Genomic DNA, 25,964 nt, shown 5'->3' on the forward strand with positions numbered 1-25,964 from the left:
TGTTATGCTCTTTGCCCGTCAATGCTGACAGGCCCCAGACGATAGCGGACATTATCCTTGTCCACCCAATCCAGAAAGCTGGCACGCGCACCGGGAAAGCCGATATAAACCCACGCAACCATATCATAATTGCCGCCATATTTCGGATCGGCAAAATAGCCTTCTTTGGTATTTTGCCACAAAAAGCTGAAAAAATCGCCGGAGCGCAGCTCATCTATCGGCACCCCGTCTTTTTGCACCTGTTCCAGCACCGCATCTTGCCTGGCGGCAGACAAACGGGCAAAAATATTGCCATAATTTTCCTGCGCCCATTTATCAATGGCGGGAATAGCAATGCGATAGGCCTCTGCGGGGGAATAACGCCCCTGATAGCCGGTATAATGCGGGGCATCATAATTAAACGGTGCCTGATGATACCAATCTTCGCCGCGCGCCCATGGCGTTATCATTTGCCGGTCAATAAAAACCGGCACCCTTGCCTCAATAGCGCCGGGGCCGCGGCCGTCTGAGGGGATAAGCCGCGCCACGGCCGCCATAATAAAAGCCCATTCCTGCCCGTTAAAATAAACGCGCTGATAGTGTTCAAGCGGCACCGGCCCGGCCGGCTGAGCGGCAATATGGCGCGCCGACAGCGCACTGGCGGCGCAAGCGCCCGCGCCAATAAGCAAATGACGGCGGGTCACCCCGCTTTTTATCACAGATAAGATTTTTTCGGTCACGAGAAGCCCTGTTTTTTCTTGAAAAGAATCCGTCTTGTAAAACATTTTACTGAATGTGAGAACTGTTTTCCGGAAATTGTGTAAAAATTCCTGTTATCAATAACAGTCTCATATGCTCTTTACCAAAAGCCATAATTTATATCTGGTAACTAGCGCCAATATAATGCGGCACAGGGTGCATTTTATAAATAAATAGTATTTTCTGTGAATAAGAAACACTAAAACGGAAATAAACGCGCTTTGCTTTACTATGCAAAACAATAAAGATCGAAATTTCCTGCACGGGCAACAAGGCCGCTCACAGCCTGGCCGGTCTGGCATGCAAGGCCCGCCACATTGCGGCAGGCTGTCCTGTAATCATATACTATCAGGCCTGATAGGCAATATGACCGGCGCGCTCAGGCAGAGCCGGCCAGATTTTCGCTGCCCAGACGGTAAGCAAGCGCTTCGGCCAAATGCTTGCGGCTAATAATTTCCGCTTTATCCAGATCGGCAATGGTGCGCGCCACTTTTAGCACCCGGTGATAAGCGCGAGCGGAAAAATGCCTTTTTTCACTAATATTACGCAGCAGTTCCGCACCGCCTTTATCCGGCACAGCCATTTTTTCTACCAAAGCGGCCGGGCAATCGCCATTGGCAATAATATTATGGGTTCCCAAAGCAATAAAGCGCTGCTTTTGCCGCGCCCGCGCGGCAAGCACCCGCGCCGCCACAGCGGCGCTGCTTTCCGCTTGCGCCGGCTGTAGCAATTCAGCCGCCGTCAGAGCCGGCACATCAATGCGCAAATCAATCCTGTCCAGCAGCGGGCCGGAAATACGCGCCTGATAATCGGCACGGCAGCGCGGCTGGCGACCGCAGCCCCGCCCGTCTTCCCCGGCCATGCCGCAGCGACACGGATTCATGGCCGCTACCAGTTGCACCGCAGCCGGATATGTCACATGATGATTGGCGCGGGCAATAACACATTGGCCGCTTTCCAGCGGCTGGCGCAAACTATCAAGCACACGGGGAGAAAATTCCGGCAATTCATCTAAAAACAGCACCCCATTATGCGCCAGCGAAATTTCGCCCGGCCGGGCTTTGAGCCCGCCGCCGATAAGCGCGGCGCAACTGGCCGAATGATGCGGAGCGCGAAACGGCCGCTTGAGCGAAATCATGCCGTCCGTATTTTCACCGGCAATAGAATTGATAATGGCAATATCCAGTAATTCCCGCGCTGCCAAAGGCGGCAAAATAGAAGGCAGGCGGCTGGCCAGCATGGATTTGCCGGCACCGGGCGGGCCGACAAATAATATATTATGCCGCCCGGCGGCCGCCACTTCCAGCGCCCTTTTGGCGGTTTCCTGCCCTTTAATATCTGCCAGATCTGCCGGTTCAGCCTGCACTTCCCGCGCCAGCGGCCTTGGACGTGTCAAAATTTGCACACCTTTAAAATGATTGGCCAGCGCCAGCAAATTTTCCGGGTTTAAAATATCCAGCTCTTCACCCGCCCATGCTGCTTCCGAACCGCAAGAGGCCGGGCAAATAAGCCCTTTACCCATGGCAATAGCTGTCATGGCTGCCGGCAGCACACCGTTGACCTGGCTGATTGAGCCATCTAAAGCCAGCTCACCCAGAATAATATAATCTTCGCCGATTTGCGGCGGCAAAACCCCCATAGCCGCCATCAGGCCGACTGCTATCGGCAAATCATAATGCGAACCCTCTTTGGGCAAATCGGCGGGTGCCAGATTGATAGTGACTTTCTTCACCGGCATAGACAAAGCAGCGGCATGCAAGGCCGCCTGCACCCGCTCACGACTTTCAGCGACAGTTTTATCTGGCAGGCCGACAATCGACATGCTCATTTTCCCCGGAGCAATCATCACCTGCACATCAACAGGCAAGGCTTCCACGCCACTAAAAGCCACAGTGCCTATATGAGAAACCACGACCCCTGAAACTCCTCCAAACACTTTATTGCCTGTTGATTCTTCCGCCGGCGCTATTATTACCCGAAAAATTATTTTAATGACGCCTTTGACCTGCCACCGCACATAATTTCCGGCCACAGCCCGCGGCAAGGCTCTCATGCGGCGCAAAATGCCGTGCCTGTATAAGAGGCAGACACTCTGAAACTCCCGCCGCCGCTATCCGGGCAGCCTGCCGCTTGCCCTTGTTTTGTCCTGTTTTCAGTTGAAAACCTGCGCCCGCCTGCCGCCCTTAACAGCCGACAGCGCAGAGTTTTTCAGCAAAAGCGCGATGGCGAGTCTTGCGCCCCGGCGCAAAAGCTGCTGCGCCTATATGAAAAGCATACACCCTGAAACTCCCGCCGCCGCAGCCTATCTCGCCGGCACTGTTTTGTCTGGAAATTACCCTGCTCGCTAAGGCAATACAGCCAATAATGCCGCGCTTTACTGCTTTTTTAGCGCTTGCTTACAAATAAAACAATGCAAAAAACGAAAAAATCGCTCTTCACTTTTTTCTGCCGAAACTGCGGTGCAATTTCTGCCATTGCAGGGTGACGGGATTGGGCACCCGGAGCTGCTGCCGGGCCACGGCCGGCGCGGTTTCCTTATCCATATAAGGCAGCCGGCTGACAAAATACTCTACTTCCTGCGCCAGCAGGCGATAGGCCGGCGGTAATTGGGCAAAATATGTGTCATAATCGGCTGAGTCTGCCGGCTGAGAGGCAGTATTTTCATGAATCGGGGAGAATTGAGCAACAAATACCAGTTTCCTTTTTTCTGCCGCCGCCTGTTCGGCACTCATCTCGCCATCACGCAGCGCCCGCTCCAGCCATAACCAGGCGGCCATTTGCATGACTTTTATTCCGAGTTTTTTTCTTTCCCGCTCATAAAATCGCGCTAAAGCCGGGGAAAAATATTCTGCCCCCTCACTGCCGGCGCCGTTAAAATAGCGGCTGACTTTATCTGCCAGGGCCAGACCGCCGGCAAATAATATATCAAAGCCGCGAGCAAAGGCCTGATGCTCCGCCATAATTACCATATTGGCCGCCTGTTTGGGCAAATTATGTTTCGCCGGCGCTCTTTTCGCCATTATTCTGCTTCCCCGGGGTTGCACCCCAATATTTGCGCCAATCTTAACGAATCTATTTGTCAATAAAGGCTAAAACGCCACTGTTCGGCCGGTTGTCCCGGTCGCGAAGGTGCTTTCTATCAGTATTTTCATTATAAAACAGGGGCGCCGACCGGCCTATGAATTTTTTCATTTATGCAAAGAAGCCTGCCGTTAAAGTTAACGCCCCTTCGTCAAAACAGGGTAAGGACACAATAAAGGCCGGACAGTGATCTGCTCACTGTCCGGCCTGTCAGCCAAATGGCAGAAAACAAATTTCAGCGCAATCAGACCTTGAGCGCCGCCGGTTGCAAAGCCTCTATTCCGCCGGCACTAAAAGCTGCTTCAGCCGCGGCCGGAGCAGCCTTATCAGCGGCAATAACAGCGGCTGGGGCAACACTATCAGCCGCCGGAGCCGGCGTCCCTTTGCGGAAACCGGACAGCCATTCCAGATAATAGGCATAAGCAAATTGTGCCGTAATGCCGGCAGCTATCAGCAAACTGTCTGAAGCAAGGCCGCCCGCCGGATTTGCCTGTTTTAACACCTGGCCGATCATGGCCAGCACTGTGCCGCAGGCAAAAACCGGCAGGCTGTATTTGCCTAAAATCGCCAGAGGGTGATGCGCACCGGTGCGCGCCAGCCTGGACAAAGCCGGTATTGCCATAATCACATAGGCAATAGCCAGAATATGCAGCAAACGCGGCAAGGATAAAAATGTTTTGTCAAACCCGGCCAGGTTATAAGGCAGGCCGAAAGTCGGGTCAATCCACCACAAATTCCACCGCACCCAAACCAGCGCCAAAATCAGATAGCCAATGGCAAGCGCCAGCAAATAAGGGCTGCGCGGCAAAACCCCGCCCTTTTTGCTCCAGATAGCGGCGCACAGGCCGATAATGAACAAAAACTGCCATGAAAGCGGATTTAAAAACCACACGCCCTCAGTGGGGTAATTAGGCGGTGCAATGCCCCAAACAGCAGCAAACACATAAAGCGCGCCGGAAAGCACCAGCAAAAGCGGCATATTTTTATGCGCCATATACAGCATTAGCGGCGCACACAACATCAGCACCATATAAAGCGGCAAAATATTATTATAGCCCAACTGGTGCCCCAGAGTCACAATACCGATAAAGGCTCTGGCCGGCTCGGCCATAATCGGGGCAATATTGATCTCAGCCAGCAAGCCGGCCCGGTGCAGATAAAGCGCACCGCCGCAAAATACGGCAAGACTGACCAGAGTCAGCATAATATGGGTGCAATAAAGCGTGAAAGAGCGCTTCCACATTTTAAACATTAGCGGCAGGCGCCGGCCAAAGGTAAATTTGTGACCATAGGCCAAACCCACAGCCAGGCCGGAAACCAGCACAAAAGCCTCGGCAGAATCGGAAAACCCGAAATGCTTATGGGTGATATATTCAAATATTGTGCCGGGAATGTGATTGATAAAAATGGTCAACAGCGCCAGCGCACGCAATACATCAAGCCGCGTATCCCGAAGACCGGCCGTATTATGCGCAAGGGCAGCCGCCGCCAGGCGGCTGCCCACTGCCGCTTTTTGCTCAGCCGCCGGTATTTTATTATCTGTTTTTGCCGCAGATAAATACACTGTTTTCCCTCCGATGCGCCGAATTTTGCCTCTGTAACTGTTTTTACAAGCGAAAAACTGCTTCTCTATCAGGCATTATACGGCTTTTGGCCTGAAATTGAGAGTCTTAATTGCAATTTTGCTTTCACTTTATTTTGCCTGTTGAAATATTCTCTGCTCCGGCTTTATAGTGCCGCAGCCGGCAGCAAAACCGGCAGGACAGCAAACAGGAAATTATCATGGCCGCGACAGATTATGACCGCTTTCCCCGCCTTATGCTGACTTATGATATAAGGCGCCGCCTTGCCCCGGCTTTATTGGCCGATATGCTGGCTATTGAGGCCTGCGCCGCCATTATTCTTTATGATTCCGGCGATAAAGCCGAAGAAGCCGTTTTTCAAAAAGCCGCTGAGCCGCTGGTGCCGCTTATCCGGAATTGCGGCCTGCCGGTCTTGATAGCCGAAAATAGCAGCCTTTGCGGCCGCCTGAAGGCTGACGGCGTGCATATAGAAGAACAAGACGCCCAAAGCCCGGAAATTCTGGCCGATATGCGCCGGAAATATGGGGAAAAGCGCCTGCTCGGTTATGGCAATCCGCATAATCGCCATAATGCGCTGGAAGCAGGAGAAGAGCGGCCGGATTATATGTTTTTCGGCAAATTGGGCAAAGATAAAAATCCGGCGCCGCATCCGCGCAATGTGGCGCTGGGGGCATGGTGGGCAGCCATTGTGCAGATTGATTGCATTATTCAGGCAGGCAGCGCTTTGGCCAGTCTGGCCGGGCTGGCGGCAACACAGGCTGATTTTATTGCCGTGGAGGAAGCTGTTTTTGCCGCGTCTGACCCGCCAGCAGCCTTGGCGCAAGCGCAAAATCTGCTGGCGCGCCGGGTGCAAACGGGGCAGGAAATATAAACGGTCAGGGCTTCCGGCATTCATCAGCCGGCATAACGGGCCTGTCAAGAGGCAGCAAACAGGGGTTATATATGTCACACAAATTTTTCGGTGCAGCCTTGCTGGTATTTTATGCCGGCCTTTCGGGTTTTGGCGCCCATACCGCTTTCGGTATCAATAATGTCACCCTGCCGGTAACAGTGCAGCCTGGCGAGACAGCGGCCGATACGAGCAATAATGCAGGAACCGACGGAGACGAAAATCCGCCGGCGCCGGCGGATCCCGGCAAATGGTTAAAAAAAGGTGATTATGATTTTGCTTATGACGCTTATAGCTCCGGCCATTTTAAAACCGCCTTTCAAAATGCCATGCCGCGTGCCCAGGCAGGCGATATTTACGCCCAGACTTTAATCGCTATACTCTATATGGAAGGGCGCAATGTCCCGCTTTCCCCGCAAAAAGCCGTTTACTGGTATGGCCGCGCTGCCAAAGGCGGCGATCCGACAGCGCAATTACGCTACGGCATTGACATATTTAACGGCCTGCACGGTATAAGAGACCAGCAACAGGGAGAGGCCTATATTCGCCGCGCGGTTCAGGCCGGTGTGCCGCAGGCCTATTTTTATTACGGGCAAATTATGATGGATAATGCCCCGGCTGACGAACGCCCGGATATTGGGCTGGAATGGTTTTTGCGCGGTGCGGCTTTGGGTGACAGCAGCGCCGCTTATGCTGCCGCCAAAATTCTGGCCGAAGGCACGGCCAAAATTGCCCGCAATGACAGCCAGGCGCGCTTATTGCTGGAGGCCGCAGCCAATAGTGACAGCGTAGCCGCGCAGATTGAGCTGGCCGGGTTTCTGGTAGAAGGCCGCGGCGGCGCCAAAGATGAAGAACAGGCTTTTGATCTGATGAAAATGGTGGCCGTAGCCGGGGTGCCGCCGGCGCAAGTCACCCTGGCGCGTTATTATCAACAGGGTATCGGCACCAAAGCCGATATAGTAAAAGCCGCCGCCTGGTATATGGCGGCCAAAAAGGCCAATTATCCTTCTGATGATCTGGAAGATATGATGGCGAAATTGACGCCGCAGCAAATAAAGCAGGCAAGGCAGGCCTCCAATCATTTGCTTGAGGCACCTTGATTGCCGTATTCTCCCCTGCCATAAACGACACCAGGCCATTATCGAGGAATCCGATGGGCGGATTTCACTCAGGCGCGGCCGCCGTCAGCCCTTATTTCGGTTTGCTCATGCAAGCAAGCGAAGAGAGACAAGCCGCCCCGCCCCTGAGGAAGACAGCCCGCTATATGAAAAAGCTCAATTATGTGAAAAAAGAGAATACCGCTTATCCCTATAGCAGTTCAAGCCGGGCGCTGAAAAAGATTTTGCCGGGAAACGCAGCCAAACTGCAACCTAAGACCTTTGCGGCTTTCATAGGCGCCGAGTATAGCTATGAAGACAAACAGCAAGGAAAATCAGTCGCCGCTGCCGGGTTTGGGGGAGAAATATTGGGCGAATTTATCCTCAACCCCGTCCATTTGCCGCGCTTCCGGCAATTCGGCTTTTTTAACGGTGATATTCGGCCATTTGGCGGCATATTCGGCATTCAGCTCCAGCCATTTTTCCAGCCCCGGCTCGGTATCCGGCTTGATTGCCTCGGCCGGGCATTCCGGCTCACACACGCCGCAATCAATACATTCGTCCGGGTTGATAACCAGCATATTTTCGCCTTCATAAAAGCAATCAACCGGGCAAACTTCTACACAATCCGTATATTTACAGCGAATGCAATTATCAGTCACAATATAGGTCATCAGCCTTAGCTCCCATAATAGCGTATCAGAAAATGCCGTCAAACCGCCACAATGAAAACGCGGGCGCAGCAAAATCGCCGCCAGTATAACTAATCAGGAAACGCGGTCAAGCCGCAGCACAGATGAGGCCGGAAAAAGGCTGCGATATTATAGCCTGTCAGAAACCGCAGGGGCGCGCGCAAGCGTGCAAACCGCAGGGGCGCGCGCAAGCGTGCAAACCGCAGGGGCGCGCGCAAGCGTGCAAACCGCAGGGGCGCGCGTAAGCCGTGCAAAATGCACCGCCGCCACCGGAATCAATTCCGAAAAAATCAGGTGCCCGTTTTAAAACAAAACTGCCTTGGCGTAAAATAATTTTTCCCCGGCAGGCCACACTGGCTCCGTTTATTTCCCCGCCTGTCCGCTCTTATTTTTAGCCGATACAAACAGAATTTGATTGTAATCCCTTAATTTAGCGACAGCATTATAATCCGGCGCAGATTTTATATAAAATTAACTATAATATACAGAAAGTTAAAAGAAATATCCCATATTGCAGATAAACCAAAACGGAGCCGGGGAAAGGCAAGAAAAACGCGCAGCAAAGGCTATTTTACCCCGGTTTTCAGGCTTTAACGCGACCCGCTCTATTGGCGCATTTTATCACGCAATGCCGCCAAAGCAGCAAAAGGCGAATCTTCAATATTCACCGGTTTGCCTTGCTTCCTGCCGTCAAAATTACGCGGTTTGCCAAAATTGCGTCTCTGATTGCTGCCGGGGCTGCCCGTCCTCTCCGCCGCCCTTTGCTCTTGCTGCGGCGCAGCGCTATTTCCGGCCGCGGCTGCTTTACCGGTTGCTGCTGCTTTTTGCTGTTGTCCGGCAAAGCGCTTGCCGGCCGCCGCAGCAACACCGCCCCGATTATCACGCAGTGCCTGACCTGCTTTATCAGGGGCAGAAGACAGCGGTCGTTTTTGCTCTTTTTTATGCGGCTTTTTGTAAGGGCGCCTTTGATAACGCCATAAAAGGATAATTTCACCGGCCGCTTTGTCACTGCTCGCAAATTTTGATCCTACCGGTTCAGCCGCCGGCACAAAAGCATTTTCATCTGACTGCCGGGGGATAATCGCCGCTGTCTGAGCCGGCCAGTCCCCCACCGGCTCAGCGGCCGGCCGATTGATTTCACCCGCTTTTTCAGCGGCGGTTTCGTTTTTTTGTAAAAAAGCCCGGTAATCCACCTTGCTCACCGGCCGGGCTTTATAACCTGATTGCCGCAAAATTTCTTCCATATCTTCCGGCTTTGCTCCCAAAATAGAAAGCATAGCCTGACTAATGGTGAAATATTTGCCGTCATAAGCGCCGTCAGGCCGCGGCGCTGCCGCCTTTCCCGGCCGCCATGTCTGAGCATGGCGAATCAAATCAGCACAGCGCTCCAGCATATCAATGCGCACTGCTCTTTTGCCCAATAAGCAGTATCCCGCCAAACGGTAAAAGGCGCGGTCTCCGCCCTCTTCAACCGCAAAAGATGTGCGCCCCGCCATGAGCTGCGCCACAATATCGCTCTTGCCGGCACGCGCCTGAGCATTGTTTTTCAACGCCCATAACAGAGTCAAAGCCTGCGCCGGGGCGGGCTTTAACAAAGCCGGCAGAAAAACATGATAAACGCCGAAACGCACACCGAAACGCCGCAAAGCCGCGCGTGATTCCTGATCCAGCTCTTTGAGCTCAGCGGCAATTTCACGGCGCGGTACCACGCCTAGCTGCTCCACCAGCCGCAAGGCAATAAAGCGCGGCTTTTCTGTCAAAGCCTCTGCCCCGGCCAGATCAAACAAAGGCTTTAACGTCGTCTCACAATAAAAAGCAATAAAACGCCGCACACGCTGCGCCATTTTCTCCCGCGCCTGTGCGCCGGTTTCATCATCAGCCAGCAGCACAAATCCCGGGTGCAGCACATCTTCCCCCGGAATCAGACGGGCAATAAGCCAGCCGGCCCAACGCACAAATTCGTCTTGATCAACAGCCATATCGGCATTGGCGGCAGCAGCAAAACGCTCAGCCTGTTGCTCATACCAGGCCGTCACAAGCGGCGCCAGCTCAGCTTTTATCGCCGGCAATCCGGCCGGATTTTCGCCGGTCAAAGCCAGGCGAAAACCCTCTATCCGCCCGATATTCTGCTTATTCACCATAATCTCGCCGGCAGGCGATATTTCGGCCTCGTGCATTTCAGTTTCTCTCATCACTTCTCAAACCCGGCAGCGCAAGCGCAAAAGCACAAGCCTTAACAAACGCAAACCGCCGGCGGGAGTAAAGCAGCGCGCCGACAGCCTCGCTGCCGTTTTACCCTTTTTCCGGCCGCCGCGCAAGCAAGTCTTGCGCTTTGATTGACGCATAGATTTACCGGCTCACACCCGGCCGCCGCCGGCGGCAATAGCGGCAGGAAAATCAGCCGCAGCAGCAGGAAAATCGGGCTACTCTGCCGGCACCTGCCCGCTTTGGCCGGAAATTATGCAAGAAATTTTCATACAGCTCTTGTATAAAGGCGGCGGCACTATCATAATAGGCATGGAAGGGCGGAACAGCAGCGCCGGCAAAGCGTTGTTTCCGCCGGAAATCTGCAGGCCGAGACAAGCCGCGATTTACGATAATTATCGCGGCAAGCTTTCCAAGGAGCACCAATCACATGGCTGATTCACATAATATGCGCACAGCAATGCAGGGCCGCGCCGATGCGGCAATCGACCAGGGCTTGCGCAGCTATATGCTGGGCATTTACAATCTTATGGCTATCGGGCTGGTTATCACCGCTTTGGCCGCTATGGGCATGGCGCAGCTTGCTGCCGGCAATGCACAATTAATGCAGACATTTTATGCCTCGCCTGTGGCCTATATTCTGATTTTTGCCCCGCTCATTGCCGTGCTGTTTTTAAGCTTCGGCATTCAAAAGCTCAGCACCGGCGCGGCAAGGCTTTTATTCATTGTCTATTCGGCTTTGGTCGGCCTGTCGCTTTCTTCCATTTTCTTTATGTTCAGCAAAGCCAGCATTGCCCAGGTGTTTTTTATCACGGCTGCTTCTTTCGGTGCCCTGTCGCTTTACGGCTATACGACAAAACGTGATTTGCGGCCGCTGGGCACTTTTTTGTTTATCGGCCTTATCGGCCTGATTCTGGCCAGCCTGGTTAATTTGTTTTTTCATTCCGGTGGCTTTAATTATCTCATTTCCGTGATTGGTGTATTTCTCTTTGCCGGGCTGACAGCCTATGACACGCAAACTATCAAGGAAATGTATTATGAAGGCGACAGCGGTGACACTATGGGGCGCAAAGTGGTGATGGGCGCGCTGACGATTTATCTTGATTTTATCAATATGTTCATGATGTTATTGCAGTTGCTCGGCAATCGCACTTCTTCCTGAGGATCCGGCGGCCCTTGGCCGCAACGCCTTTGATTATTCAGAAAAGCCCTGCTTGCCTGGTGTGAGCGGGGCTTTTTGCTGCCTGCGATAGAGCCGGCAACGCTCATCATTGCCCGCTTTGCCGCGCACATATATTGACGCAGATTTATAAATTCTGTTTATCTTGCGGCAGTTTTATTTTATACTCACTCGCCGCCGGCGCGGCAGCAGGCACAAACCTTGCTATAACAGGCTTCAGAGCAGGAATTCGGCGTCATGGCAGCTCACGATAATAACAATACCGGCCCTGCTCCTTTGGCTGATTTACGCGCTTTGCGCGGTAATCTGGGCAAAACATTGCGCGACAGACGCGCAGCGCATAAAGCCGCGCAAAACGGTGCGGCCGCGGCTGAAGCTGAAATTTCCGCCTCGGCCCAAACGCAGCAAACACAGCCTTTGAGCGGTGAAATTATTCTCGCTTCCTATAATATTCATAAATGTGTCGGCACAGATAAAATTTTCAACCCGCAACGCATTGTTGAAGTTATTGCCGGGTTAAAGGCCGATATTCTGGCGCTGCAAGAAGTGGATAAACGTTTTGGCACGCGTCATGGCCTGCTTGATCTGGCTGAGCTGGAAAGAGAGACAGGGCTGCGCCCGGTGCCGATTCATTCTATTGCGCCGCAAGGGCAAGGCTGGCACGGCAATGCCCTGTTTTTTCGCGAAGGCAATATTTGTTCTATTGAGCAGATTGCCCTGCCGGGGGTAGAGCCGCGCGGCGCGCTGATTGTCGATTTTTATTTCAAAGCAGGGCCGCTGCGTATTATTGCCGCTCATTTCGGCTTGCTGCGCCGTTCCCGAACTTTGCAGGCAGAGGCTGTTTTAACTTTTTTAAAGGCCAAGCAAAATATGCCGACAGTGCTGCTGGGCGATTTAAATGAGTGGCGCATCGGCAAAAACTCTTCCCTTAATCGCCTGAGAGATTTTTTTGTTGAGAAAACGGCAACTTCCCCCAGTTTTCCCTCGCGTTTTCCTTTATTGGCGCTGGACAGAGTCTTTGCCGCGCCGCATAATCTTGTCCGCTCGCTGACTGTCTGTGATACGCCGCTGGCGCGGCGTGCTTCCGACCATTTGCCCATTCAGGCGCTTATCTGTTTGCAGCCTCTGCCTGAGCAAACACAGCAAGCCGAAACAGCAACAGAGCCGCCGCTCCTATCGTGATTTACCGGCACACAACGCGCCTTAAAATCATAATACGCCCCTCGGCCCGCCGGCAGCACAGGCCAATCGGCGCTACTCTGCCATAGCGTCAACAGTGTCGGCAGCCGTGCTGTTATGGGGCATATTCAGGTGGTTTTTCTTATAGCGCCTCACCCGCTTGCGCATTGCCGCAATTCCGGCAAGCCCGGTAATAAAGCCGTAAAGAGCCAGAATCGCCGCAACGCCTGAAAAAAATGCTTCAATACCGGCATAATCACCGGTAAAGATAAGGCCCGCCCCGATTAACAACCCAATACCGGCCAGGAGATAATTAGCGGCATAAAAATGAACAAATGCCGTTTCCTTGCGGTAGCGCCACATGAGCCAATAGACAGCAAAGCCGGAAAGAAACGCCACCAGAATCAAGGAAAATAATGCCCAAATAACATTACTGAGCACTTCATCAGGTGCCATAAAGGCAAAAGGCATATTCTCAACCGCTTTGCCTGCCAAGGATATAGGGATAGCAATAAAAGGCAGGCAGAACCACTGCCATTCTCCCTTACACATAAGTTTGATCGCCAGAACTACGCCATAAATATAAAGGCCTATAAGCGGTATACCAATGGCTAATCCTATTACTAAAGCGAATAATCCAGCCCCTGTCATTTATTAACTCCTTATGGCACTATTATAACTTGCAAGCCTCTGACAGACCTATAAATAAGGGGAAGCCAGCCAGATAATGCGATTATAAAGGCGCACGGGAAAAGGCGCTTTTTTTATTTCAGCCATGGTCACTTCACGCGCATTGGCCAGCTCCGCCCGGATAAGCCCGGCAATATTGGCGGTAAATTTTTTATCCATTATTTCCATATCTATCTCAAAATTCAGGCGCAAAGAGCGCGCGTCCAGGTTGGAAGAACCGGCATAAGCCCAAATATCGTCAACCGCCACTAATTTGGAATGGTCAAAAGCCCCGGTCGCCCGCCATATATGACAGCCGCCGCGCAAAAGCGGATAAAACTGCGCCCGCATGGCTCTGTCTACCAGTTGCAGATTATTATGCTCAGGGATAATAATATCCACCCGCACGCCGCGCCGCGCCGCCGTGACACAGGCGCTTATCAATTCGCGATCCGGCAAAAGATAGGGTGTTTTGATTAAAATATGCTTTTGCGCAACTGAAAAAGCGCCAATAAGCATTTGCTGATTGTTTTCCATCAGCCTGTCAGTCGGGCCGGAAGGCACAATACGCACCACCAGCCCTTCCGCCGGCTTTAAGCGCGGCGCCGTCAGCCCCCAGGCGCCATTATCCTTTGTATAATCCAGTTTTTCTTTGGCGGCAAAAGCCCAGTCTTCCGCTGCCGCATGAAACAGGTCATAAACCGCAGGGCCCTGCACATGAAAATGCGTATCCCAAAATGCTTTTGCACCATAAAGCGAGGCACAAAAACCTTCGCGAATATTCATACCGCCGGTGAAAGCATGCGCGCCGTCAATAATCAAAATTTTGCGGTGGCTGCGCAAATTGGCATAAGGCAGGCGCAGCCCCATAATAATATTGCCGTTAAATACATCAACAATAATGCCCTCTTTTTTCAGCCTGTGCACAATACTGGGGACAGAATAGCGCGCTCCGACAGCATCAATCAACACGCGCACAGCCACGCCGCGCGCGCGCGCCGCTGCCAGTGCCTGCACAAATTTTTCGCCCATGCGGTCATTGTCAAAAATATAGGATTCCAGCAAAATACTGTGCCTGGCAGCGGCAAGTGCCTGCAACATGGCAGCATAGGCCTCATCACCGCCGCGCAATATAGTAACAGCATTGCCGCCGGCCTGCCGGCAGGGGCTGATTTTATCGCCCAAACGGCGCATGGAAGCCCAGCCATTACCGAATTTCTCTTTTATTTTTGTCGCCGCAATATCATAATCATCAGGGTGATAATGCTCAGCCAGATTTACTCTTTCACGCCGAATATCAATATTTTTGCGGCGAATACGGTTAACGCCCAAAATATCATAAATCACCGCGCCCAAAATAGGGGAAAGAATAATCACACCAACCCAGCCTATGGCCGAGCGCACATCATCTTTGGTCATAACGGCATGAAGTGCGGCGGGAACACCTAAAAGAACCGAAAGGCAAATCAGAATATGCGGCCAATACTCCCGCATTATATCAAAAAATCCCATTTTAGCTCTCTGCTCCCTGAGTCTGGCGTGGCCGGGCCTCTCACCGCCCGGCTTTTATTATTGTTTTCAAACCGGCAATTACCGGCCTGTGCCGGAAAGCCCGTTTTATCATGCGACAATCCTGATAAAGATTTATCAGTATTTCTGCAAGCGAGCGGAGGAATCCCCGCTGCTTACAGCTCTGACAGCGCCGACCAGGCGGCAAAATAACAGGTTGATTTTATAAAATTGTTAAAAAATATAAATTTATTCCCAAAATAGAACAGGATTGCTAAAATAAGGCGAATCACTTTAAACCGCCGGCGCGCAAAGCCGGCTTTAATCGGGCGGCTATTCCGCTCAATTTAAAGTAAACGCTGTGTCTTTTGCAGTATTTTCAGCAGAGGCCTGCTAAATAAGCGGTATTTATGGTTAAAAATACTTTTACAAAGCTAAATATTGTTGAAAATTTTTAAAAAATTTTAATTTATATTTACTTTAAGCGTTAAAAAAAGAACAATATCTTCGTTCCGGGCAAAATGGAAAGGAAACGACAATGCGTGGAAAACAAACTGTAAGACATGCGGCTCATGCTGTCCATTATGGAAATTGGGGCTGGTTTCTGGCTCTAGGCATTATCCTGCTTCTGCTGGGTATTCTGGCCGCTATTTATGTTGTGCCGACTTCCATTGTTGCGGCCATGTTTATCGGCTTTTTTATTACCTTTGCCGGCATTATCCAGATTATTCACGCCTTTACCGTTATTCGCTGGGGGCAGTTTTTCCTGTGGCTGACTGCCGGCATTATTTACACCGCCGCCGGTGCCTTGTGCATTATCAATCCCTTCACTGCCCTGCCGATTTTGACCTTGCTGCTCGCCGCCTTTTTTATTATTGCCGGTGTTTTGCGTATGATTATCGGCTTTCGCGTTCATTATATTAACGGTGCAGCGTGGATTATCGTCAACGGTATTGTCACAACGCTGCTGGGCATTATTGTCATTATTCAATGGCCGCTCAGCGGGTTCTGGACTTTTGGTATTCTTATCGCGATTGATCTTATCTTCCAGGGTATTGGCTGGATCGCCTATTCCTGCGGGTTGAAAGAGCTTCATCGCTGATACAAGGCCTGTAGTGCCGTTAGTATAACGGTTCTGGCCTGTTTCCTTGCCTGGGCGATACCGGAGCTTCGTCTGCCGGCCAGTGTCTGATATTACCAGAACCGCCGGGACTTTGTCCGGCGGTTTTTCTTTTGGGTTTCGGCTCAATCCCGGGTTTCTGCTCAATAGCGGCTTTACCCTTCCATTACCTGTCATCATCAGCCGGTTTTGACAAAATTACGCAATAAAGTCATTACCTTACCGGGATCGGTTACCAGCACCCATTGCATTTCAAACCTTTCTTTGAAAAATTGCTGCTGCGCCACTATGGCATAATTTTCGTTATCGCGCCGATATTCGGCTTTAGTTTCCAGCAGCAGCACCAAATGCGCCGCCTCTCCCTTTTCTATCACATAGATAAAATCCGGTGTGGTAGAGCCGCCGGTATAAGTCGGCACTTTTATAGCGCGGCGGGGGATTTTGCCAAAAACGCTTATCTGTTCCGGCACTTTGATTTTTTCTACTTCATGCTCGGTTTCGCTATCATAAACAAAGGCCGGCTCTTCATATAAGTTACGCGCATCATTGCTAATATCATAAGCAATTTGTGTTCCGACCACATTTTGCGGCAAAGCGCTGACAAAAGCGCCGCTTTTTTCATAAACGGAAGTCTTGCCGCTGAAATCCAGGCGTTTATACTGGTAAAGCTGGGCAAATTCCCGGGCAAAGGCGGCGCGCCAGGCGGCAATAACAGCATCACAAGACTTCCGGTTAAGCCGGGCATTAACCGCCGCTTTATCCAGCCCGTCTTTTCTCAATTCCTGCAAGCGCCGCCATAATTGCCGATGAATAATCGGCAGGGGGAGAGACGTCTGCTTCGCCAGAGTTTCAACAAACTTCGCATAGGGCATCTGCCCCCAGCCGGTTTTATTAACGGCCGCTGTTTTTTGCTCGCTCAGGCTTATCTCTCCCTCAGCTTTTTGCGTGCTTTGCGCTCTTATCTCTAGCGTTTGATTATCATCAAAAACATCAGGCTGGTGCAGGGCGTTAGCAAAGAGCGTATCTATCGCCCCCTCTCCCAGCCGCGTGAATTCCAGCATATAGCGCTGCGCCAGCTCCTGCCATAAGGCGGCTATTTTTTGCCAGTTTTCGCGGCGCAAGCTAATTATAGCCTGCCGCTCGCCCTGAGCGGTAATTTTACCGCTCTTCAAGCGGCTTTGCGTTAGTTCCGGGTAGGTTTGCAGCAGCTTGTCATAGCCGCCGGGTTTAAAAGCATTGCTGCGCGTTATAATGCCGTCCGCATCAAGCTTTTCCAGTAAAACCTCAGCGTTTATTTTGCGCCGCTCGCAAATAATCTTTATCATTGCCTCGGTCAGTTTTTCTGTATCTAGCGGCACCGGCGCATCGCGGTTAATTTCCCCCACCAGCTTTTGCGCAAAATCCTGTTCATTCCAGCCAATAATAAAATTTAGCCGCCATTCTTCACCGCTTAAGCGGTTACCCTCTTCATCAACCGGCAGGCGCAGGCCGCGCCCTACTTCCTGCAACTTGCTTATTTCACTGCCGGAGCTGCGCAATTTGCAGATTGTAAAGACATTGGGATTATCCCAGCCTTCCCGCAGTGTCCATTTGGAAAAAAAGAACCGGCGAATATTCCAGCCGCCGCCCGCTTTTTTAAACGGCAAGGTGCGCTCTTTATGCAAAATATCCTGCATTTCTTCGGCTATGGCGCTGCTATCGGCCTCGCCCCAGTCTTTGGCAAAATAGCCGCCATGGGCGCCGGCAATATCGCGCAAGGTAGCACTTAAAAAGGCATGATAGTCCCCTGCCGAATGCTCTTGCAGCAAAGTTTTCAGCTTTTCCCGCAAGAGCCGCTCAAAAATCTGCTTCAGCCAGCCGTCCTGCTCGCGGTAAGAAGCAATGGAATCGATAAAAAACAGCGCATTGGTCTTGACGCGATAGCCCTCGCGGTGGAAATTCTCTCTTTCCGTAGCAAAATGAGCGTCCAAAGCCTGGCGCAGCAAAATTTCCTGGTAGGAATTGCTAAAAACTCCGGCCGCCAGCTTCATGCCCGGCACCAGCTCCAAATCATTGGAAAGTTTTTTGCCGCCTTCATAACGCACCCCGCCTTCAAAAGCCTCACCGGCTTCACTCAGATCTCCCCCCGCTTTTATCTCATATTCCCTGCCCTCATGCGCCAATATCAGGGCTTTATTGGTAACACTTTTTACCTTAAAAATCCGGCGGCTCAATTCTGGCAAAAGCGGGAATTGCACACTAACCCCCTTGACTAAATCCTGATTAAAAGCTGCCACCGCGCCTAAATCAAATTGCGGCTGGCTTTGATAATAATCCGTTTCGCCTTTTATTGCGGGGAAGGTAGCGCCAAAACGCACAATCATTTGCGGCTTTATATGCGCCATAACATTGCGGTAGCTCTTGCCGTCCCGCTTTAGCCGGTGCGGTTCATCAATCATCACCACCGGGCGCGTATCAGCCAGAGCTTCGGCCGGGCAGTTGGAACCGCCGAAAAAATTCTGCTCATAATCGCTTTTAAACAAAGCGCTGTCTTCCCTGTCGAGAAAGCCTTTATCGCTTAGCAGCAGGCATTGGATTGTATTGCGGTCATTTATGGTAGCGTCATGAAACTGGCGCAACGCTTCGGGGATATGTTTGCGGCCTTTTTTGCCGTCAAAACTCCCTTTATTGATAGTGTGCAAGGCAATTTTTGTATTGGGGAAGAATTGGGCAAAATGCTGCCTTGCATAGGCCGATTCAATAAAGTTTTTTGTTCCCTCTTTAATGGCCAGGCTGGGCACGACAATAATAAATTTAAACAGGCCAAGCTTTTGCTGCAATTCCAGCATAGCACGCGTGTAGACATAGGTCTTGCCTGTTCCCGTTTCCATTTTTATATCGATAAAATGTTTTTCCTCTCCGGCATATTTCAACTCCGGATTAGCATAAAGACTATCGCCGCCCCAGCCGGCTTGCGGCATGGCTTGCAGCAGCGCGTCCAATGCTTCCCTTTGATGCGGCAATTCTTCCAGATAAATCTGCATGGCATAGCCTCAGTAGCGCTTGATAATTTGCACGGTCTTATCGAGGCTTTGCCGCACATTATTTTCCAGCTCACGCAGGCTTTCAAAAGTGAAGGAATAGCCATAGAGAATAAGCGCATTAACATTCAGACTATAAGTGCCGATACGGTTTAACAGCGCTTTTGTCTGCTCTGCCCCCCAGCCCGGCGCAATGAGGTAAAGGCGGCTGCCGCCAGCGTAATGCGCTTGGTAACCGGCAATATCCAGTCTTTCTATGCTCTCGGTCAGCCTGTAGCCGTCTGCCACTGCCCAGGTGGCAAGCAGCACCTCTTCGCCTTTAGCGCCGCCAAAGCCAGACGGGGCAGCAAATTCCGCTACCATATCATCGGCAATAAGAGCCGGCTTATCGGGGTCAAATTCGGTAATTTTTTCAATGGTTTGCGCTTCTGGCGGCTTGATATAATAATGCTTAAAACCGCTTTTATCGCCCAGCTTCATGGCAGCGCGTTTTATGCGCTCAACCGCAATTTGATCAATCGTCTGATAGCCGGCGCGTTCTGCTTCGCTGCCGGCTTTAACCGGCTCATCAAGCTGGCATAAAATATAGCGGCGGTTGCCGCCGTCTTCCGCATTAAGCTCCATAACTGCCTGCGCGGTCGTGCCACTGCCGGCAAAAAAATCAAGAATAACAGACGCCTGCCCATTTTCTGGGGGGGGGGGGTAATAGAAGCTATAAGATTTTTTATAAAGGCAACAGGCTTGGGGTAAATAAAAGAGCCGTCGGTCAGCAAAGCATTCAACTCTTTCGTTGCCACCTGATTCATATAGCGATTATCGACACCAAACAAGGAATCCAGTAGCTTATAATTACTTTTCAATTCAGCCAAATATTTCTTGACAATAAAACCGCGTTGTCCCTCCAGGATTTTCTCACGAAATTTAACTTTTCCCGATTTAACCCAATTTTCAAAAGTCGCTTGTGCAAAAGCCCAATACCTCCCCTGCGGCGGCAAATCAACCGCCCCCGTATAAGGATTAGTAATTTCAAATCTGGAATTTTCACTACCGCTGCGGGCGCTTGGGTTGTCGCTGACCCAAGCGCCCGCAGGGTCATTATCAGGATTTTTATAGTGTGATACATCTTTTTTATCACCAACAATAGAAATCTGCGCGCAGTTTATTGCGTGAATTAAAACAAATTCATGCTGATAGTTAAGCCCCGTCCCCGCATCATTTGTTGCCGATTTTGTTTTGCGTATCACATCACCAATATAATTCCCCTCGCCGAAAATTTCATCGCAGAGCAGTTTCAGGTTTGCCTGTTCATTATCGTCAATACTGATAAATATTGCGCCGTCATCACGCAGCAGCTCTTTGGCGATTTTCAGACGCGGATACATGAAACTCAGCCAGGCAGAATGGGAGCTGCGGCCATTGATAATATGCAGGCGCTTTACCTCTTCATCGCTCAGGCCTAACATGGTTTTTAACTGCTCATCAGAAAACTCAAATCTATCTTTATAAACAAAACCGTCTGAGCCGGTATTATAGGGCGGGTCGATATAAATCATTTTCACCGCGCCTTTATAAGCGCTGCGCAAATGCTTCAACATTTGCAAATTATCGCCGGTGAAAAACAGATTTTCGGCCGCGCTATTTTCCGGCGCGCTATTATGCTGAGCGTTAGGGATAAGCACCGTATCCGGCGCGGTTCCCGTTTCCAGCCGGGCATAAGATTTGCCTACCCATTTGAGCTGATAACCGTCATGCGCTTCTTGCTCGTCATGCCAGTCCAGCTTGAAATCGGCATTAAACCGCCGCCGCTCCAGCACCCCTACCGGTTTGCTCCTGGCTGTCTCTTCACCCGCCAGCCTATCCGCCGGCTTATTATCCGCTTCCATTTGCCCTGCTCCGCTTGTGTTATCCGCCGTCTTTAAGGGGCGAATCCTTTCCGGCCGGTTAATGCGCATCATTCCAGTTTTTGGCGGCGCGGGCATCAACTTTTAGCGGCACAGAAAGATTAACCGCCGGGAAAGCGGCATTTTCCATAATTTCCCGCACCACTGCAATGGTTTGCTCTACCGCATCTTCCTCGACCTCAAAAATCAACTCATCATGCACTTGCAGCAGCATTTGCGCTTTATCTCCTGCGCCGGCATCACCGGCACCGCCGTCATGTGCCAGCCCGGCCTGGGCCAGGCCGTCTTCCATGCGAATCATGGCGCGGCGGATAATATCGGCTGCCGCGCCCTGTAGCGGCGCGTTAATCGCCGCCCGCTCATTAAAAGCGCGCAGCGCCGGGTTGCTGGCGGTAATTTGCGGGTAATGCACGCGCCGGCCAAAAATGGTTTCAACATAGCCATGGGCGCGGGCAAAAGCCTTGGTTTCTTCCATATAGTCGCGAATGCCGGGAAAACGGGCAAAATAGGTTTTAATATAATCATCAGCCTCTTTCCGGCCTATGCCTAACTGATTAGCCAGGCCAAAGGCGGAAATGCCATAAATAATGCCGAAATTTATCGCCTTGGCACGCCGTCTTATCTCGGCCGTCATCTCAGAGAGCGGCACATTAAACATCTCGGCCGCCGTCATAGCGTGAATATCCGCCCCATCGGCAAAAGCCGCCTTTAACGCGCCAATATCGGCCACATGCGCCAAAAGCCGCAATTCTATCTGGCTGTAATCAGCGGAAAGCAGTAATTTGCCCGGCGGAGCAATAAAGGCGGTGCGAATCTGCCGCCCTTCCCGGCTGCGCACCGGAATATTCTGCAAATTTGGCTCGCTGGAAGAAAGCCGCCCGGTGGTGGTGGCGGCCAGCGCATAGTTCGTATGCACCCGCCCTTGCGCGTCCTGAAAATTGGGCAAAGCATCGGTATAAGTGGATTGCAGCTTTTTTACCTGCCGCCAGGCGACAATTTTGCCCGCCAGCGCATAGCCCTGCCCCAGCGCACCGCCGGCGGCAGCCGCCGCCTGCCCTTGCGCCGCTAAATCTTCCAAAACCTGGGCGGAGGTAGACCATTGCCCGGTTTTGGTTTTCCGCCCCTCGGGCAAAGCAAATTTGCCAAATAAAATTTCTCCCAACTGTTTGGGTGAGCCAATATTGAATTCCTCTCCCGCCAGAGCATAAATTTCTTGCGCCATTACCTCCGCCTGCGCTGCAAACTCAGCCGAAAGCTGCGCCAATATAGCATTGTCAACCAGAACACCGCGCCGCTCCATAGCCGCCAGCACCGGCACCAGCGGCCGCTCTAACCGCTCATAAACACGGCTTAAGCCGCGCCGGCTTTGCGGCGCAGCAAAGCCCGGGCGGCCACCGGCAAAGACAGCATCAGGCGTTAACAAAAACGGCTTGAGCGCCTGCCATAAGCGCAAGGTTACATCGGCATCTTCAGCCGCATATTCCGTTGCGCGTGCCAAACCTACTTCAGCAAAAGACGGGGCACTGCGCCCAAAGCCTGCACGCGCGCCGCCCCTCACCTCGGCCATCAGCTCAGCATAAGTCAGATTCCGGTGGTTAAGCCACTGCTCAGCCAGCGCGTCCAGCCCGTGGCTGTTTACCGCCCCGGCCTGCAACACATAAGAAAGCAGCATAGTATCGTCAAAACTGCGCAGGCCAATGCCCAGACCGGCCATAATCTGCATATCATATTTGATATTCTGGCCGATTTTCAGCACGGATTCATCTTCCAGCACCGGTTTGAGCAGAGCCAGCGCCTGCGCTTTTGGCATTTGCCCCGGCAGCAGCGCTCTGTCGCCCAATAAATCAGCCTCTCCCCCGCCGGGCGCATAATGCCCCAGCGGCACATAGGCCGCCTTACCCGGCGCCAAAGCCAGAGAAAACCCGATAAGCTCCGCTGTAAGCGGGTCAAGCGAGCTGGTTTCCGTATCAAAAGCCAGCAGCCCCTGATCACGCGCTTGCGCCAGCCATTGCTGCAAATCTTCTGCCCGCGACAGGGTTTTATAGGCGCTGCGGTCAATTTTGACCGCCGGCGGCAAAGCGGCGGCAACCTTGCCGGCCCCGGCTTCTGCTTTCTCACCCGCCGCAGCTCCAAAAGCGCCGGCGGGCGGTTTTTCCACCGCAGCCGCTGCGCGCCCCGGCCATTCCACCTCGATAAAAGCCGGGTCAATAGCGGCAGCGTCCATATCCAGCTCGGCCGCCACCCGGCGGGTCAGGCTGTTAAATTCCATCGCCTTTAAAAAGCCGATAAGCCGCGCCCCACAGGCCGGCCTGTCCGGCGGCACCAGCGCCAGATTGTCTAAATCCTGCTCCAGCGGCACGGCGGCGCACAGCTCCACCAGCTTGCGCGACAAAAGCGCTTTATCGGCATTTTCAGTCAGAGTTTCGCGCCGTTTTTTTTGCGCTATCTCCCCGGCGCCGGCCAAAACCGCTGCCAATGAGCCGGATTGCTGCAATAATTCAGCCGCAGTTTTGGGGCCAATGCCGGGCACACCCGGCACATTATCGGTAGAATCGCCGACCAAAGCCTGAAAATCCACCATTTTCTCAGGCGGCACCCCCCATTTATCGATTACTTCCGCCCGGCCTATGGCTTTATTTTTCATCGGATCATAAAGGCCGATATGCGAGCCGACCAGTTGCATCAAATCCTTGTCGGAAGAGATAATGGTAACTTCAGCCCCGGCCGCCTCTGCCCGGCGCGCCAAAGTCGCCAGAATATCATCGGCCTCATAGCCTTCCTTTTCAATGCAAGGCAGGTTAAAAGCGCGGGTCGCTGTGCGGATAAGGCCGAATTGGGGGATTAAATCTGCCGGCGGCGGCGGGCGGTTGGCTTTATAAGCAGGGTAAATCTCCTTGCGGAAAGTCTGGGCCGAATGGTCAAACACCACGGCAAAATGCGTGGGCACGGCCAGGCTTTTATGGCTGTCATCACGGGCCTCGCGCAAGAGCTTCCACAGCATATTGCAAAAACCGGCCACCGCCCCGCAAGGCAGGCCGTCACTTTTGCGGGTCAAGGGCGGCAGCGCGTGATAGCTGCGGAAAATATAGCCCGAGCCGTCAACAAGGAAAACATGATCACCCTGTTTCATAAAATTTCACCTGCCTTTGATTGCAAAACAGAAAATGCCCGGCAGAAAAACTGCAATCAAGGCAATATTATATTGTAATCGCCCTGCAATCCGCCGACAATAAACTACCCAAACCGGCAAAGCAAAGCCACAGCCCGCGGCACAAACAAAAGAAGCGCAAAAGGCGAGTCCCTGCCCCCGAAATATTTTGCCTGATTGCCAGACTGCCCCGGAAATTAAGCCGTTTATACCATATTCTGCTTTTATGCTATCCCCCTCTTCTGCCCCGGCAGCCAATCAGCCCTGTTTGCCGCCGGCGCCGCCATACCATAAAGCGCGGGTGCCGCCTTCCGCCATTTTTTGCAAAAACTGCTCATGCTCGGCCTCTTCTTCGGCCGAGAGACGCGGCGGCAAAGCCTGCGGCCGCGGCTTCAAGCGATAAAGAGCGGCATTATCTTCACTATCGGCGCTTTGCCGGCCCAGACCCAAAGCACCCTGACGGCCGCCAATCAATTCCACATAAACATCGGCCAGTATTTCCGCATCAAGCAGCGCGCCGTGCAAAACACGCTTGCTATTGTCAATGCCGTAACGCCTGCATAAAGCGTCCAGGTTATTTTGCGCCCCCGGGTGCTTGCGCCGCGCTATTGGCAAAGTATCAATAATACGGTCAACCTCTATCGGCCTTTTGCCGCAGCGCACCAGCTCAGCATTGATAAAACCCAGATCAAACATGGCATTATGGGCAATCAGCAAAGCGCCATCGGTAAAATGCAGAAATTCGTCAGCAATATCGGCAAAACACGGCTTATCAGCCAGCATAGCGTCTGTAATGCCGTGGATTTTCTGTGCTTCCATCGGCACTTTCATACCGTCCGGGTTAATATAATGGTGGAATTTGCGGCCGGTGGGGAAACGATTATCATCATATTCCAGCGCGCCGATTTCAATAATGCGATCTTTGCTGCTGTCCAGCCCGGTTGTTTCCGTATCAAAAATAATTTCGCGCATAATAATGCCTGTTCCTGTAAAGTATTGTCGCTGCCCTGTGCTTTACGCTTTTAGCGATGGCCGGGGCAAAAGCACCAAATGCCGCATAAGCGCCTGCACAGCGCGGCGTGTTTGCGCCAAATCCTGCGCCGTATCAATAATAAAATCAGCTTTGCCGCGCTTTTCCGCATCGCTCATTTGCTGCGCCAGCATCGCGGCAAATTTTTCCGCATTCATATTGGGGCGCGCCAGCACACGCGCTTTTTGCACTTCATAAGGGGCAGAAACAACAGCAATATAATCTACCCGTTTGTCTTTGGCCAAACCGGTTTTGCCGCGCTCACAAAGTGCGGTTTTGTCTTCAGCCATCGTTTCCAATAAAAGCGGAATGTCCAGAACCGCCAGCCAATGCCTCTGTTCGCGCGCTTTTTGCACAAATTTCTCCTCTTCTGCCCGAATATAAGGGTGAATAATTGCCTCCAGCCGCGCTACGGCCTGTTTTTGCTCTGCCGGCTTTTTGCCGGCAAACAGGCTCTGCGCCAGTTTTTGCCGGTCAACCGCGCCGTCTGCCACTGCCTGTGGGAAAATTTTGGCAATTTCTGCCGCAATTTCCTTTTTTTTATAAAGAGCATGAGCCGCTTTGTCAGCGCTGTAAACAGGCACACCCTCTTTAGCAAAAAAACCGGCCACTGTGCTTTTGCCCATGCCGATAGACCCTGTCAGCCCCAAAATTATCATTATCCGCCCTTGTTCTCCATCAGGCCAATAGCGCCGCCGCTCTGCTCATCAGGCTCTATCGCTTTTCTCCCCGCTGCCCTCATGCCCAAACCTGCCCGTTTTGGGCGGGCAGCTTATAGACCCTGTCAGCCCCAAAATTATCATTATCCGCCCTTATTCTCCATCAGGCCAATAGCGCCGCCGCTCTGCTCATCAGGCTCTATCGCTTTTCTCCCCGCTGCCCTCATGCCCAAACCTGCCCGTTTTGGGCGGGCAGCTTATAGA

General features: G+C 52.2%; 19 protein-coding genes. 5 read left to right on the forward strand and 14 right to left on the reverse strand.

Translation table 11 applies throughout. From position 1 onward, the window contains the following. Positions 1 to 2: 2 nt before the first annotated feature. The 4 genes from DPQ22_RS00300 to DPQ22_RS00315 form a co-directional block, all read right to left on the reverse strand. Positions 3 to 719 (reverse strand): gluconate 2-dehydrogenase subunit 3 family protein, encoded by a 717-nt coding sequence (locus DPQ22_RS00300; RefSeq protein ID WP_246681408.1) that lies wholly within the window; start codon positions 717 to 719, stop codon positions 3 to 5. A gap of 398 nt (positions 720 to 1,117) precedes the next feature. Further along, positions 1,118 to 2,650 (reverse strand): YifB family Mg chelatase-like AAA ATPase, encoded by a 1,533-nt coding sequence (locus DPQ22_RS00305; protein WP_150212593.1) that lies wholly within the window; start codon positions 2,648 to 2,650, stop codon positions 1,118 to 1,120. Positions 2,651 to 3,173: 523 nt separating this feature from the next. Next, complete coding sequence (locus tag DPQ22_RS00310; RefSeq protein WP_150212594.1) at positions 3,174 to 3,758, reverse strand: DUF1465 family protein; 585 nt, start codon at positions 3,756 to 3,758, stop codon at positions 3,174 to 3,176. Between the two features lie 305 nt (positions 3,759 to 4,063). Next, on the reverse strand, positions 4,064 to 5,311 hold the full coding sequence (locus DPQ22_RS00315) for an OpgC family protein (RefSeq protein WP_425305130.1): 1,248 nt from the start codon (positions 5,309 to 5,311) through the stop codon (positions 4,064 to 4,066). A 290-nt stretch (positions 5,312 to 5,601) separates the two neighbouring features. Between DPQ22_RS00315 and DPQ22_RS00320 the strand changes: the two genes are divergently transcribed. Both DPQ22_RS00320 and DPQ22_RS00325 read left to right on the forward strand, forming a co-directional pair. Then, the gene (locus tag DPQ22_RS00320) at positions 5,602 to 6,273 is read left to right on the forward strand and encodes a thiamine phosphate synthase (protein WP_150212595.1); all 672 of its coding nucleotides are present in this window, start codon (positions 5,602 to 5,604) and stop codon (positions 6,271 to 6,273) included. Between the two features lie 71 nt (positions 6,274 to 6,344). Further along, entirely contained in the window at positions 6,345 to 7,391 is a 1,047-nt protein-coding gene (locus DPQ22_RS00325; protein WP_150212596.1) for a tetratricopeptide repeat protein, read from the forward strand. 332 nt (positions 7,392 to 7,723) lie between these two features. Here the strand turns inward: DPQ22_RS00325 and fdxA are convergent, their stop codons facing one another. Together fdxA and DPQ22_RS00340 are read right to left on the reverse strand one after the other, a co-directional pair. After that, positions 7,724 to 8,062 carry a ferredoxin FdxA gene (gene fdxA, locus DPQ22_RS00330; protein ID WP_150212612.1) on the reverse strand — a complete coding sequence of 113 codons (339 nt, stop codon included), beginning with the start codon at positions 8,060 to 8,062 and terminating at the stop codon, positions 7,724 to 7,726. Between the two features lie 623 nt (positions 8,063 to 8,685). Next, entirely contained in the window at positions 8,686 to 10,275 is a 1,590-nt protein-coding gene (locus DPQ22_RS00340) for a hypothetical protein (RefSeq protein ID WP_150212597.1), read from the reverse strand. Between the two features lie 440 nt (positions 10,276 to 10,715). Between DPQ22_RS00340 and DPQ22_RS00345 the strand changes: the two genes are divergently transcribed. Both DPQ22_RS00345 and DPQ22_RS00350 read left to right on the forward strand, forming a co-directional pair. Further along, positions 10,716 to 11,447 (forward strand): Bax inhibitor-1/YccA family protein, encoded by a 732-nt coding sequence (locus tag DPQ22_RS00345; protein ID WP_150212598.1) that lies wholly within the window; start codon positions 10,716 to 10,718, stop codon positions 11,445 to 11,447. Positions 11,448 to 11,702: 255 nt separating this feature from the next. Next, positions 11,703 to 12,647, forward strand: a complete 945-nt coding sequence (locus tag DPQ22_RS00350) for an endonuclease/exonuclease/phosphatase family protein (RefSeq protein WP_150212599.1) — start codon at positions 11,703 to 11,705, stop codon at positions 12,645 to 12,647. 72 nt (positions 12,648 to 12,719) lie between these two features. Here the strand turns inward: DPQ22_RS00350 and DPQ22_RS00355 are convergent, their stop codons facing one another. Both DPQ22_RS00355 and DPQ22_RS00360 read right to left on the reverse strand, forming a co-directional pair. Then, on the reverse strand, positions 12,720 to 13,295 hold the full coding sequence (locus DPQ22_RS00355; protein ID WP_150212600.1) for a hypothetical protein: 576 nt from the start codon (positions 13,293 to 13,295) through the stop codon (positions 12,720 to 12,722). Positions 13,296 to 13,343: 48 nt separating this feature from the next. Further along, entirely contained in the window at positions 13,344 to 14,825 is a 1,482-nt protein-coding gene (locus DPQ22_RS00360; protein WP_150212601.1) for a phospholipase D-like domain-containing protein, read from the reverse strand. Positions 14,826 to 15,360: 535 nt separating this feature from the next. Between DPQ22_RS00360 and DPQ22_RS00365 the strand changes: the two genes are divergently transcribed. Next, entirely contained in the window at positions 15,361 to 15,924 is a 564-nt protein-coding gene (locus DPQ22_RS00365) for an HdeD family acid-resistance protein (RefSeq protein WP_150212602.1), read from the forward strand. Positions 15,925 to 16,121: 197 nt separating this feature from the next. On the opposite strand, the gene DPQ22_RS00370 is transcribed toward DPQ22_RS00365, so the two are convergent. The 6 genes from DPQ22_RS00370 to coaE all read right to left on the reverse strand — a co-directional run bounded on the left by DPQ22_RS00370 (position 16,122) and on the right by coaE (position 25,700). Then, complete coding sequence (locus tag DPQ22_RS00370) at positions 16,122 to 18,965, reverse strand: type III restriction-modification system endonuclease (RefSeq protein ID WP_150212603.1); 2,844 nt, start codon at positions 18,963 to 18,965, stop codon at positions 16,122 to 16,124. A gap of 9 nt (positions 18,966 to 18,974) precedes the next feature. Then, entirely contained in the window at positions 18,975 to 19,442 is a 468-nt protein-coding gene (locus DPQ22_RS09060) for a hypothetical protein (protein ID WP_338140463.1), read from the reverse strand. A gap of 11 nt (positions 19,443 to 19,453) precedes the next feature. Further along, positions 19,454 to 20,845, reverse strand: coding sequence for a DNA methyltransferase (locus tag DPQ22_RS09065; protein WP_190323071.1), 1,392 nt, complete (start codon positions 20,843 to 20,845; stop codon positions 19,454 to 19,456). A gap of 58 nt (positions 20,846 to 20,903) precedes the next feature. Further along, complete coding sequence (gene polA / locus DPQ22_RS00385) at positions 20,904 to 23,993, reverse strand: DNA polymerase I (protein ID WP_150212606.1); 3,090 nt, start codon at positions 23,991 to 23,993, stop codon at positions 20,904 to 20,906. Between the two features lie 276 nt (positions 23,994 to 24,269). Beyond that, a complete protein-coding gene (gene dnaQ / locus DPQ22_RS00390; protein ID WP_150212607.1) occupies positions 24,270 to 24,983 on the reverse strand; it encodes a DNA polymerase III subunit epsilon in 714 nt (237 codons plus the stop codon). Positions 24,984 to 25,025: 42 nt separating this feature from the next. Further along, the gene (gene coaE, locus DPQ22_RS00395; RefSeq protein WP_150212608.1) at positions 25,026 to 25,700 is read right to left on the reverse strand and encodes a dephospho-CoA kinase; all 675 of its coding nucleotides are present in this window, start codon (positions 25,698 to 25,700) and stop codon (positions 25,026 to 25,028) included. Between the last annotated feature and the right edge of the window lie 264 nt (positions 25,701 to 25,964).

Origin of the sequence: Candidatus Tokpelaia sp., assembly GCF_008636115.1 — a bacterium.
Lineage (GTDB): Bacteria > Pseudomonadota > Alphaproteobacteria > Rhizobiales > Rhizobiaceae > QLZD01.